At 43.3% G+C, this 13,658-nt stretch carries 9 protein-coding genes; 2 read left to right on the top strand and 7 right to left on the bottom strand.

Annotated elements, in window-relative coordinates; translation table 11 throughout:
- A partial coding sequence (locus QHH26_04015) for a M48 family metalloprotease (protein ID MDH7481129.1) occupies positions 1-609 on the bottom strand: 609 nt, incomplete at its 3' end.
- Between the two features lie 267 nt (positions 610-876).
- Here QHH26_04015 and QHH26_04010 point away from each other — a divergent pair.
- Both QHH26_04010 and hydF read left to right on the top strand, forming a co-directional pair.
- Positions 877-1,800, top strand: coding sequence for a Tat pathway signal protein (locus QHH26_04010; protein ID MDH7481128.1), 924 nt, complete (start codon positions 877-879; stop codon positions 1,798-1,800).
- A 112-nt stretch (positions 1,801-1,912) separates the two neighbouring features.
- Positions 1,913-3,190, top strand: a complete 1,278-nt coding sequence (gene hydF, locus QHH26_04005) for a [FeFe] hydrogenase H-cluster maturation GTPase HydF (GenBank protein ID MDH7481127.1) — start codon at positions 1,913-1,915, stop codon at positions 3,188-3,190.
- A gap of 25 nt (positions 3,191-3,215) precedes the next feature.
- Here the strand turns inward: hydF and QHH26_04000 are convergent, their stop codons facing one another.
- The 6 genes from QHH26_04000 to QHH26_03975 all read right to left on the bottom strand — a co-directional run bounded on the left by QHH26_04000 (position 3,216) and on the right by QHH26_03975 (position 13,656).
- Entirely contained in the window at positions 3,216-5,360 is a 2,145-nt protein-coding gene (locus QHH26_04000; protein ID MDH7481126.1) for a tetratricopeptide repeat protein, read from the bottom strand.
- A 41-nt stretch (positions 5,361-5,401) separates the two neighbouring features.
- Positions 5,402-7,531 carry a tetratricopeptide repeat protein gene (locus tag QHH26_03995; protein MDH7481125.1) on the bottom strand — a complete coding sequence of 710 codons (2,130 nt, stop codon included), beginning with the start codon at positions 7,529-7,531 and terminating at the stop codon, positions 5,402-5,404.
- A 4-nt stretch (positions 7,532-7,535) separates the two neighbouring features.
- A complete protein-coding gene (locus QHH26_03990; GenBank protein MDH7481124.1) occupies positions 7,536-8,327 on the bottom strand; it encodes a glycosyltransferase family 2 protein in 792 nt (263 codons plus the stop codon).
- Positions 8,328-8,340: 13 nt separating this feature from the next.
- On the bottom strand, positions 8,341-9,990 hold the full coding sequence (locus QHH26_03985; GenBank protein ID MDH7481123.1) for a glycosyltransferase family 39 protein: 1,650 nt from the start codon (positions 9,988-9,990) through the stop codon (positions 8,341-8,343).
- A 13-nt stretch (positions 9,991-10,003) separates the two neighbouring features.
- Positions 10,004-11,581, bottom strand: coding sequence for a DUF2142 domain-containing protein (locus QHH26_03980; protein MDH7481122.1), 1,578 nt, complete (start codon positions 11,579-11,581; stop codon positions 10,004-10,006).
- A gap of 122 nt (positions 11,582-11,703) precedes the next feature.
- Positions 11,704-13,656 carry a tetratricopeptide repeat protein gene (locus QHH26_03975; protein ID MDH7481121.1) on the bottom strand — a complete coding sequence of 651 codons (1,953 nt, stop codon included), beginning with the start codon at positions 13,654-13,656 and terminating at the stop codon, positions 11,704-11,706.
- Positions 13,657-13,658 lie beyond the last annotated feature (2 nt).

Genomic DNA, 13,658 nt, shown 5'->3' with positions numbered 1-13,658 from the left:
CGATATTGCCAATTGGATTAGCATCGCAGCGATGGGTGCGATGAAAGCAGTAATTAGAAGAGCTAGTCCTCCACCGCCATTTCTATTATCATCCGACCGACCCATACCGCCAAAAATTGCTGCCCAGCGAGCCATGTTTGCGAGCATCATGATTGCTCCGGCCAATGTAGCAGCAATCGTTGAAATTAAGATATCTCTGTTCTTAACGTGTGCCAATTCATGAGCGAGCACACCTTCAACCTCATCACGGTCAAGTATTCTGAGAAGTCCCTCGGTTACCGCGACAGCCGCATTTTCGGGATTGCGGCCGGTTGCGAATGCGTTGGGCATTTCACCGGGAATAATGTAGAGTTTTGGCATTGGGAGACCGGCTTCCATTGTTAGCCGCCTTATAAGAGAGTACAAACCGGGTGACTCGGCCTCGCTTATTGGTTTTGCACCATACATCGCAAGAACAATCTTATCGCTGTACCAATACGCGAGTCCGTTCATCGCCAAAGCAAATATAAAAGCCCAAACTGTCCCTCTGGGGCCTCCAACCATACCTCCTACAAGGACTATGAGAATTGTCAACGCTGCCAATAAAATACCTGTTTTTAGCGAATTCATAGAACATCCAACTCCTTTAAACTCTCGCGGATAATATACCTAAATATAGTTGATAAGTCAACTATTTTGATTGTGTTTTCAAAGGGTCAAAAGACCCACATGCTACCATTTTAAAATTGATTGTGGTAATCTTTTTGTCGGCGGTTTCTTTCTTTTAATTCTTACCCTAATTCTGGCTGAGCTAGTCAAACTAAGCTACCAGTTTCTTGGTTACTTTAAACTTCGTTTTGACTTAATTGAAGCAGAATAAACAAGAAAGGAGCTAATATGAAAGACGACAGAATTTGGGCGTATTTAATTCATCTTGGCTTCAATTTTTGGGCAGACCGTGAAGCCCCTGAGTGGAACTTGCCTCACATTACCGCAAGGCCGTATATGCGTTTTAACCGGGAATTGTGGGAGCGACTGATTCCAAAGTTTGTAGAAGCTGGAATAAACACGCTGGTCATTGATCTTGGCGAGGGTGTGAGGTATGAGAGTCATCCCGAACTAGCCGCGAGGGATGCCTGGACAGTGAAAGAGCTAAAGACCAAACTTGCATGTCTTCGTAACCTTGGCATCGAACCTATTCCGAAAATGAACTTTTCTGCATGCCATGATGTTTGGCTGGGACCCTATTCTCGAATGCTAAGCACTGACACGTACTACGGGGTCTGCAGGGACCTAATCCAAGAGGCTATTGAAATTTTTGATAAACCGCGTCTTTTTCATCTTGGCATGGATGAGGAAACGGCTGCACACCAGGCAATGTATGATTACGTTGTAATCCGTCAGCATGATTTGTGGTGGCATGATTTCTTGTTTCTTGTAGAACAGGTTGAAAAAGGCGGCGCACGTCCATGGATTTGGTCAGATTATATATGGGTACATCCGGACGAGTTTTTAGCAAGGATGCCGAAATCAGTACTTCAAAGCAATTGGTACTATGGTGAGTCTTTTTCACCAGAAATTAGCTATGTAAAAGCATACCTTGATTTAGAAAAGCATGGCTATGACCAAGTTCCTACTGGGAGCAATTGGACGGTTTCCACGAATTTTAGAGATACAGTTAAATTTGCGAAGGAGAATATTGCGCCCGAAAGACTTAAAGGTTTTCTTCAAACAGTTTGGCGGCCATTGCTCCCCGATTGCTTCGATCGGCATATAAGTGCCATTGAACAGGTAGGCGCGGCGAGGAGCGAGTTTATGTAGTGAATTAGCATCCTTTGCCGAGCTTAAGGTGAAATGCTAAAATAAAACAGTGCTTTGATCAACAATGCAAAGCACTTTGAGTTTATATCTTGCCAGCGGAAGTGAAATTGCAATGCCTAGTTTGAACCAAACTCCATCTGGGGAGCGATTGCACATAAGCATATTTGGACGCAGAAACTCGGGGAAATCATCTCTTATTAATGCATTAACCGGTCAGAAAGTGGCAATTGTTTCTGATATTCCAGGCACAACGACCGACCCCGTGTCCAAAGCAATGGAGATACTTCCAATTGGACCGGTGGTTATCACAGACACTGCAGGTATTGACGACGTAGGGGTGCTTGGCGAGCTTCGTGTTGAGAAGACACTAAGAGTGTTAGAAAAAACTGACCTTGCAGTTTTGCTAATTGAAGCAAAGCAAGCTCCTGGCGAGTGGGAAGACAAGCTAGCTGACATGGCTGCCGACCGTCAAATTCCATTAATTGTAGTCGAGTCAAAGAGCGATTTTATTGCGGATGATAACAAAGCTATTAGTCAGGTCGAAGTTTGGGCACGCAAGCGCTTTCTCCCTTTTGTTCGTGTCTCATCTGCAACCGGTGAGAATATTAATGTTTTAAAGCAAGAATTGATTGCAAATGCGCCCGCAGGATTCTGTGAACCAACAATAATTGGTGACCTTATTAACCCGGGTGAAATTGTTGTCTTGGTGGTACCAATTGATTCAGCAGCACCAAAGGGCAGATTGATTCTCCCGCAAGTAATGACCCTGCGCGACGTTCTCGACCATGGCGCCTATGCTGTTGTTGCTAAGGAAAGCGAATTAAAGGCGGCGTTGGCAAGCCTCAGCCGTAAACCAAAGATAGTTGTAACCGATTCCCAGGCATTTAAAAGGGTGGCCGAAGATACTCCACCCGACATATGGATGACGAGTTTTTCCATATTAATGGCACGCTATAAAGGCGACCTTGCAGAGTTCGTGAATGGCGCGCGAGCGCTTAGAACTCTAAAGCCGGGTGATCGCGTGCTCATTTCCGAAGGATGTACGCATCACCGACAGAAAGACGACATTGGCAGTGTGCAAATCCCTCAGTATTTAAGACGCATAGTTGGCGGCGAGTTGGAGTTTGGTTTTAGCTCTGGAGTTGAATTTCCGTCAGATATTCAGAGTTACAAAGTAATTGTTCACTGCGGAGGTTGCACGCTGAACCGCCGTGAAATGTGTTTTCGCCAGAAGCAGGCACGTGAAGCCGGGATACCAATGACGAATTATGGGGTCACACTAGCCTTTATCCATGGCATCCTCAGTCGTGCACTTGCGCCCTTCCCTTCTGTCAAGACAATTTGGGATGGTTCTGAACAGTCAATGTCAAGCGGTTTAAAGGAAGAATAATTTTAGTCAACACTTCATTGCTTCGCTAAGGTTTTTGCATCTTTTGCGAGAGTGCTTTGAGGAAGTTTGGGTGTGGCTCGGCACCATATTTACGTGCAAGCTGTACCTCTAGCCATGCATCAGAATATCTTCCGACCAAGAAGAGGCATACCGCCATGTTGCGGTGAGCTCCCCCAAAGTTTGGTTTTAGATGTGCGGCTTTAGAGTACTCAGCGATTGCTTCATCATATCTCTTTAACCTAAATAAAGCGTTTGCCAACCCATAATGAGCTTCTACTGATTCTGGATTGGCTTTTATAGCTTGTGAAAAGATATCAGCAGCCTCATCGAATTTGCCTAAGCGACTAAGAGCTATGCCTAGACCAATACATGCTCTTTCAAAATCAGGTCTCAATCGGACTGCTTCTTTATACTCTTCGATTGCATTTTCAATTTTACCTTGGGCCATAAAGGCGTCGCCCAGGTTCGCGTGCGCTTCTATAAAGCCTGGCCTTAGACGAATTGCCAGTCTATATTCCTTAATTGCCTCCTCTGTCTTGCCTAATCGGTATAGTGCATAGCCTAGATTTCCATGACCAGCTGCATCATATGGATTGAAAGAAATGGCTTTGCGGTAATACTCAATGGCTTTTTGAAAATCTCCTTTAGATACATAGATGTTTCCAAGATTGACGTATGCACTCGAATAGTTGGGCTTAGCTTTTATTGCTCTTTGATAGAATTCTGTTGCCTCATCTAGTTTGCCCTGGTTTGCTAGAAGGAATCCCATGTTATTATTAGCTTCTGCATCTTCCGGGCGGACTTCGAGTGCACGTCCAAGGTATTCTGCTGCCTTATCAATTTCTCCCTTTGAAATATACACTACCGCCATGTTGTTACACGCGATGTAACTCCGAGGGTTAACACTTAACGCATGCTCAAACAAAGACATAGTGTTACGCCAATGATTTTGCTGAGAAAAAGCCAAAGTTGTTAGAACTCCAAGCGCCAATACCAATACACTTTTTGATAGGTTGCCCTTTAAGCGCAATGCTAGCCACGCAACAGCCAATGCTGGACCTAGCATTGGAAGGTATAAGTAACGGTCAGCAACCGTTGAGTAACTTTGGTAAACGAATGGTACAAAGCCAAGAACAGGTAGGAGGCCTGCCACTGTTACACAAATTGCAACAAACCAGGGGGCTTTGTTTCGCTGTGTCCAAGCAATCACCGTAATCAAACAAGGTGCAATCCAAGTTGCGTATCCCCACCAATTTTCTAAAACATATGCGGGTGTGCGGCCGTAGTCTGGACCCAAGCAAAACGGGAAAAACAGCTTGTAAAGGTAGAATGCTATTGCGTCTCCTGCCACAAATGGCCGCTGCCAAAGTTGGGGTACAAAGCTTACTTGTATATCTGGCTGAATTTTCTTCCCAATTATAATAAATGGTATGGCTAAAGCAATCCAAGGCAAAACATTACTTGTGCTTTGCTTAATTGACCTTTTTAATATTAAATAATCTAAAAACCATGTTATTAGGGGTACGGCAACCGCGCTTGGTTTTGCAAGCATGGCTACGATGAAATATAACATCCCCGGGAAATAGCCCCTTTTGCCACCGTTAGTTTGTCCTGCGGCAGCACCAAGGTACATCCGAAGAGCAGCAAGCGAGAAAAATGTTGATAATAATTCCTTCGCTCCTGTTGCCCATGCGACTGGCTCGACTTGGACAGGGTGGATTGCAAACACCAAAGCGCCTATTCCCCCTGCCCAAAGCTCATGCGGGATGCCCAATATGGTCTTTTTTTCTGGTGCCGGTATGTATTTTTTGATTAAAAAGAGAATAATGTTCAGCACAAGAAGAACATTTATCAAATGTAGCAATAGATTAAAGGCATGAAATGGGGTAGGACTCATGCTAGGTCTATCAGGAGCAGGTGGAAGTTTGGCAATTAGCGAGATAATGCCCCATAAGTTATAAGTTAGGGGCATATAGAGCCCTTCGTAGTGGTGTCCCCAGAAGTATAAAAAGCTGTGTAGATTAAATGGATGATAGAAAGGATTTTGGTGTATGAGCATGTCATCATCCCAGGCAACGAACTCATGCCACAGGATGGGGATAAAGACGATTATTGTTATGCTGATGAGTGCTAAGGGAACTAGCCATTCATTTTTCTTATTTATTTTCACTTTTTGCTTCTGGTTAGGTTTTGCCATAACGAATACAGAACCTACCCTCCTGGGTCCGGCATATGCTCTGACAGGGCGCGTATAAATTCGGGATGGGGGTTGCCGCCGTTCTGCTGCGAAAGATACACATGGTGCCAAGCGCCAGCGTAATCACCCTTTTCAAATAATGCGATAGCAAGGTTGTTATGGGCGTCTGCGAAGTCAGGCTTAAGGCGTATGACCTCGACATACTCTCCAATTGCTTCATCTAGCTTTCCCTGCCTTGAAAGGGTGTTTGCGAGATTGTAGTGGGCTTCAAATCGCTTTGGATTCAGACGAATTGCTTCTCGATAATGGCGAATAGCTTCATCAACGCGGCCCATTTTCGAAAAAATATTTGCTAGGTGATAATGAGCGGCGTAGCTTGGCTCTAATCTAGCTGCAATGGAGAAGTGCTCGATGGCACCTTCGAAGTCGGATTGGTTTTCAAGAATAACCGCAAGTTCATAATGAGCTTTTGCATTGTTGGGATTTGCCTTAATGGCTTCGTAGAGACTTGCAGCTGTGTTTATTTTCTTCGCACGCTGTGAAAGCGCAGTCTCTAGATTGCGTTTAATATCCAAATCATCAGGTTTAGCTTGCAATGCTTTCTTATATTCTTCGATCGCTTCATCGAGCCTGCCTTGCTGTGACAAGATATTGCCAAGATTATTGTGCGCATAAGCATAGTTTGGGTCAGCTTTGATTGCTGCCCTGTAATATTTAGCTGCTTCAGAAAAGCGGCCGATGGCTACAAGTGCGTTTCCCATGTTGTAGTTTGTATCGGGGTCGTTGGGTTCGACTTCTAATACTTTTTGAAAATGGGCTATAGCTTGTTCGTATTGCTTTTTCTCAGAAAGAGCAACTCCAAGGTTATTGTGAACCACGTAGTTGGAGCCTGTAATTGGAAGAGTGTGGCCAAACAAAGTAATTGTGTCTTTCCAATAGCCCACTTGGTACCAGGTGCAAACAACAAAGACAGCAATGATAACGCATGTTATTGATGGCAGAATGGAGGACACTTTTGGGGCTTTTTCTTTTATTCTCGTGTTGAAGTAGTCGGGGATACCCCAGGCAAGCATTATAAATATGCCAATGAGTGGAATGTATGTGTACCTATCTGCCATTGCCTGCGAGCCTACTTGTATAATTCCTATTACTGGAACTAGAGTGCCAATGTACCAAAACCAACCAACGCCCATGTAAGGTCGTTGGTGCATTTGTTTTATTACTAGCCAAGTAATTGCTAAGAATAAAATCGAAGCGAAAATTACCCACCAAATAGGTAATCCATGTATTGAATGTGGATAGAAAACCACTAGAGGCCGAGGCCAAATCATTTTGCCAATGTAGCGGATGTAAGATAAAAAGGCGTTTCCTATCCGCATGTCGAGCGGGATTTCCATTAGCGTTCCAACAGCTCCGCCTTCCTTTTGGGCGATAAAGGTTACAATGCTTGACGCAACAGCAAGCGCGAAAAGGGGAATCTTCTCATTTAGAAGTTGCCTAACAATACTTCCTGGCTTAAAGACTAGTGAGTAACTTTTAAGGCTTATGCGTCCGAGGGGCCACCAGTCTAGTAGAAGCAGAACGAATGGAAGTGTTACAAGCATTGGTTTTGACATTAGACCCAATGCAAAAAACAGCACAACTGGGATATAAGACCCGACCTTTGGGCATCTGGAATATCGGTAGTACGCCCACATCGTGATTAGCCAGAAAAATGTGCTTAGAACGTCTTTTCGTTCTGAAATCCAGGCGACTGACTCGACATGCAGGGGATGCACGCCGAATAATGCGGCAACCAAGGCGGTTCTCCATGTTGAGCCAGTCATCAATTTTAGGATATGGAAAAGTAGCAGAACATTCGCCACATGCAAAAGAAGACTAGTGAGATGATGTCCCCATGGCTTCATGTCATATACGCTACAATCTGCCATGTGGGAAATCCAAGTTAGAGGATGCCAGTTGGCAGCGTGGAATGCAGTGAAAGCCCATGCTAAGCCTTCGAGCGTTAGCCCTGCCTTAATATGTTCGTTGTGGGTTACGTATTTGTCATCATCGTAAACCACAAAATCGTTGACTAAAACACGTCCGAAGGCAGCAAAGGTTATTATAATTAGAAGAGCATAGATTAGATAGTCTCGTCGCATTGCATCATAACCGCTTCTTTGTTTTATCTACCAAAGGCTTCAATTGTTTTTTACGAGGAAATACGGCGGTATTTATTAGCCCCCATTTTGCCAATCGGTATATTAAACCAGTTGCAAGACAACCAAAGCCATACTTAATGCTTCTCTTAAGATTTATTGAGGATGCCTCGGGGAAGTACTTCGTTGGGCAGCTTACCTCTCCAATCTCATATCCAAACCATAAGATTTGTGCGAGCATTTGGTTGTCGAAAACAAAGTCGTCAGAGTTGGCATCTAGCGGTAATTTTTCAAGTATTTCTCTTGTAAAGCATCTGTATCCAGTGTGGTACTCCGAAAGCTTTGCACTTAAAAGAATATTTTCTATAAAAGTAAGGACTCTGTTTGAGAAATACTTCCAAATGGGCATTCCGCCTTTCAACGCGTGACCGCCCAAAATTCTCGAACCAATTACGCAAGGATATAGATTATTTGCTACCATTGAAACCATTGCTGGGAGCAATAGTGGAGTGTATTGATAGTCGGGATGTACCATTACGACAATGTCGGCACCCTCATTAAGAGCAAGACGGTAGCAAGTTTTTTGGTTTCCACCATAGCCTTTATTTACCTCATGTTTATAAACTTTGACATTCTTTAAAGTTTTTGCAATTTCAAATGTTTCATCGCGGCTTGCGTCATCAACGACGATAACAAGGTCAACCATTCCTTGGGCCATTACTTCGTCATACGTTTTCTTAAGCGTTTTTGCAGCATTATACGCTGGCATTACAACTACTACTTTCTTTCCTGCAAACATATTTATTCCCTCATTATTTACTTATGGTAGGCTTTCTCTTAAAAACGTAAATGAAGGCAGGCACATTTGGTTTATGCTTTGCTGCTTCTTCGCCCCACGAATATCTAGTATAATCCTCGGCAATTATTTCTATATTGCCAACTAAATCATAATACTTTCTGGCATACCTACTTGACCAGTCGAATACTTTCATTACCGAATTCTCCAAAGGTAACCATGAGGCTGATACGCTTACGCAAACGAGAATTTTAGGTTTCGCAGCCTCGATTTCTCGGATCATTTCCATCTGCATTTGCAAAGCATATGGATGAATCTCCATCAGTGGGTACATGTAAATGTATCCAGTAGCAGACCGGCGCTTAGAATAGAAATATATCTGCGGTTCGGAACCCAATACAGCTATAGTATCATTAGGTGACGTGTGCTTCCTAATATATTCAGCAATTTTCAAAGATTCAGGGAATGGATTTCCACCATAAATTTCACGGCTTACCATGTTAGGGCTAAGCGAAAAGAAGACTTCTCGCTGAGCAAAAACCGAGTGACCTACTGCTGCAATAATGATTATCAAGGGTATTGCAGCAAGCTTAGTCCCAGCCGTTATTTTGCTGAGATAACTAAAGGCGACGCTGACAAGCATTGCATTAGCCGGGAGAATCATAATGAAGTAATGATCGCGAAAATAGAGTCCTGGGCAGATGGCAAGGAACGAGAATATCCATAAGCCTATGATAAAAAGGGCTTTTGGTCTCATTTCCTTGTCCGCTAAAATGATTATAAACCCTGATGCTGCAAGTAGCCAAAGTAATGGAGATGCAAGAAATATTTTAACGGCTCGTTCGCTAAAAAGCTCCCAACCCAAAGCAGGGGACACTTGGCTAGCATATTGTCTAATATATGTGAAAGTCCAGAACCAAAATTTATTGAAAGCGCCTACTTTAACAAGGATTAGACAAGTTATGCCAAGTGGAATGACTAATCCTAGTGTGAAGAGGAAAGTTCCTGCCGCGAATCGCTTGAGTGTGAAAATATTGTTTTTTCTTTGCACAAGCACCAAGTAAAGCAAGGCGAATGCGCCAAACAAAAATCCATGTTGCTTCATTAAGATTGCAATCCCAAAACTAAAGCCGCTCAAAAAAAGAAGCAGAATCCTTTTCGATTCGAACGCCTTTGTGAGAAGAAGATATCCGCAGAGCGCAAACAAAACGACGAAATGAGTGGCATGGGCAAACATTCCAAGCACGGGCTGGCCAAGGGAAAATATTGCATAAGTGGTTGCTCCTATAACACTGCTTATTGGATTGAAGAACCGCTGTCCTATAAGAAAAATAAGTATAATTGTAATGATATTTACAATAAGGAGCCCGAGGTGAATGGAAACAATTGTTTGTCCAAACAATGCCATTATTAGCGCATATGCAGCGTATATTCCAGGAAATTTCATATTGTATACATGCAGGTATGGAGGTATACCTTTTAAAATAAGCTGGCCTGCATAGGCATATTCGCCCTCATCGCGCTCGAGCGGAACTGGGAGCAGACGTATGCGTATTAGTGCTATTGCAAAGATTACGATTGCCAGCAGAATCCAGGCTTGCCGTTGGATTTGTGGACTTTTAGGTTTTTCCTTGCGTTCTTTTTTGTGATAATTCCGCTTTGTCATTTTGCTTGATCTGCTAAATCATATGAAACCAGTTGTATAAACTGCCGAATACTGGGATAGAAATTGCTATTTCAGATCCAAGCATCAGTCCTAATATTATACATAAAGCCAACCAGCGAGAGCTTCTTAGTCCCGTTTTCCATAGAATAAACTCAATTGCTCTAAGATAGAGCGCTATAAATGGCACCATGATTCCAATTATCAACCTGCCGGATGTAAGATATGGATGTTGACTCGAGGGATACCAACACCTTCCGAAGTCATATGCCAAAGATATTACTGCCAGTCCTAATACGGAAAGACCAATCACGCCAAACGCGAAAATGTCTGCTATCCAGCCTGTGTCTCGATTTTGCCGCTTGTATAGAATCAAGTTCACGGCCGCCGCAAGTAGAAAAATAGTAGTGGATATCCAATAAAAGGAGTCAACCCACGGCACTGCGACTGTAGACTTGTGCCACACGAGTTCGCCTCTCCAAAAAGTTTTCATTAGGTCGCTCCAGAATGTAATCAATCCTTCAGGAGTGAAGATTGGATGGCGCCATATTTGGGCAAAAGGCTTTGCTGTCCACCCAAGTATATTAATCTTTCCAGACATGCCGGTGATGTCGCCTAATACAAGTAGGTTTCTAGTTAGAAAGAGAGCAGTTGGCGTTATGGCTGAAAAAATCATCAATACAATCTTTGGCAATTCACGTCCAATTCTTGCGTCCGCTGAAAGTTCGATGATTCTTAAAGCAGCTACAGCTATTAAAGCTGCAAATATCGCGGCATTTGTGAACTTAACCATAAAGGTTACTGCTACTAGGAGGCCGGTGAAAACATAAAACGCATAGCTCTTTGAACGTGAAAGATATATTTCTAATAAACAAAGAAGAGCAGCTGTAAAGAATAGTGGACTGACCACATCGTTGTTTATCGAAAAGAAAACATCTTGGGGGAAGAATGCTATCATTGCTGGTGCCCCTATGCGCATGAACAGCCGGTCGGGGTAAAGGATTCTAATAAATCGGTGAGAAAGCAAAACTAGCGGAATAAAAAGTACAGCATTCAGAAACCTTATCCAGTATAAAAGCATGCCATCGTGTAAGTTCAATAACTCGCCAAGTCTATGCCATAAACCTGCGATAATATAGAAAACAGGCGGCTGGGTAGATTCGTAGTTTGTTTTATTCATCAGCTTTGTTGTTGCTGGTTTCAGTGCAGGTGCTAATTCGCTCGGAGGTAAGTTCCACATTGGCTTTGGAAATTGCGCATTGGGGAAGCTAAGTGGATCGCATAGGTATTCAGGCGAGGAAAAAAGGACGATTAGCTCGCTTGCGCCGGCACTAAATTTCTCTAGCGCATTTGGAATTTGTCCCTTGGAATATTTATAAACTAAGTCGTAGTGAGCTTGTTCATCCACATTATTGAAGAACGGAAATGCTGCACTGAAAATAAAAATGCGTACGGCAGCAACAATACACAATATCACGACGATTACGAATTCATTTTTCGCCGTAAAAGAGTCCCACAAAGGGATTCTTTTCAATTCCCTTGTTTCGGCGCGTCTCAGACGAGAACGCCGTTTGGCACTTGCGAGTTTGGGCATAAGTAGAAACCGCTGAGCACTATACGGCTGTTCGAGATATGGGGAAACGACAGGTATAATTTAATTTATTATGGTGGTTAAGTCAAGGCGCAAAAGGGCTTTTTATTAGGGCCCAACTTAAATCATTTTGGAGGCTGAGGCATTTTTTGTTTGAGCGCTTGAATCAAACCAGGATGCGGCGTTCCACCGTATTTGCGGTATAATTGCACTTCCCTCCACGCGTCTGCGTACTTTCCGGTTAAATAATACGCAACGGCCAGATTTTTATGTGCTTCTGCATTTTCAGGTTTAAGCCGCAGTGCTTCTTTGAATTGCTCTATTGCCTCCAAAATCTTTCCTTGTCCTGCAAGTATTACACCATAATTGTTGTGGCCTTCTGAACTTTCTGGGCTAATGTTTCGTGCTTTGTTCATTTCATCGGCAGCTTCTCTAAATTTTCCTAGTCTTGCCAATGCCATCCCAAGGTTTAGGTGCGCTTTGTCGTAGTCTGGTCTAATCTGCAGAGCTATTTTGTATTCTTTGATTGCCTCGTCCAGCATGCCTTTTTCGGCAAGAGCTACCCCAAGATTATTGTGAATGGCTGCATCCTTGGGTTTTAGCTCCAAAGCCTTTCTATACTCAAGAATTGCTTTGTCCACTTTGCCTGTTCGGAAGTAAATATTGGCGAGATTATTGTGGGCTTGGGGATGATTTGGTTTGAGTCGTAAAGTGACCTCATAATGAGCTGCGGCTTCTTCTAACTTGTTTGCTTTTTCCAAAGCCACCCCAAGATTGTTGTGTGCAAGATAATTGTTTGGGTTCGACCTAAGTGCATTCTCGAACAAGGTTATGCTATTCTTCCAAACACTCGTCCGATACCAGGCTGAGATCATAAGGCTTATTATAACAAGCAGGGCAGCAAATGGCAGAATGAAAGATTTGGGAACAAAAGCTTCTTTTTTCCTTTTCCCCTTTTCTACCCCAATTCGTGAATTTCCTAGCAGTTTTGGCACTCCCCAGGCAATTATGATAAATATGCCTGTGAGTGGCATATAGGTATATCTATCCGCCATTGCTTGTGCCCCAACTTGAATTAAGCCGATTACGGGTATTAATGTTCCAAAATACCACAGCCATCCTACTAGGATATATGGGTAGGTGAAAATATTTCGCAACGCGAGAACAAATATGCAAATTAGGACAACCCCGGCTCCTAATACTTGCCATGTTGGAAGAGACGTTGAAGGATGCACATAAAAAACGGAAAGGTTAGCTGGCCAGAGCATCTTCAGAATATAGGAGACAAATGCTACAACAGCGTTTGCCGCACGGATACCAAATGGAAACCTTTCGAACGGAGCAACCGCCTCCCCCTGGGCAATATATGTCATTGTGCAAGATGCTCCTGCTAAGACCAATAGAGGAATCTTTTCTATTACCAGCCTTCCAATACTGTGCTTTTCTATAGAGCCAGCAAGTTGCTCATGAGCAAAAGTTGTTCGACCTAGGGGCCAGTAGTCCAGCAGGAGAAGTACAAATGGAAGAGTTACTAGCATTGGCTTTGACATTAAGCCGAGGGCGTAGATTAAAACCACAGGAACGTAAGTGGTTGCCCTTGGATATTTGACGTATCGTAGGTATGCAAAAAGTGTTAGTATCCAAAAGAAAGAGCTTAAAACATCTTTTCTTTCAGCTACCCAAGCAACTGACTCTACATGGAGAGGGTGTATTGCGAACAAAGCTGCAACGAATGCACTTCGCCATCTCGAATGGGTCATCATTTCTAGCACTACAAATAGGAGCGCGACATTCAACATGTGGATTAAGAGGCTAGTTACGTGATGCCCGGCGGGTTTAAGCTTGTATAACTGCACGTCAAGTAGATGTGATATCCACGTTAGGGGGTGCCAATTGTTTGCATACGTAGTTGTAAAAGCCCACTTGATTGATTCTAAAGTTAGCCCATTCCGAACATGATGGTTGGCAGTAATATACACATCATCGTCATAGTTGAGAAACTCATGATTCTTAACTTGCAGAAAGACGACAAGGGTTATGGTAAGAAGGAATAAGATTATTAAGTAGCGATTTTGCATCT

It is taken from the genome of Armatimonadota bacterium (assembly GCA_029907255.1).
In the GTDB taxonomy this organism is placed as follows: domain Bacteria; phylum Armatimonadota; class UBA5829; order DTJY01; family DTJY01; genus JAIMAU01.
This window is presented reverse-complemented; position numbering and strand designations above follow the sequence as displayed.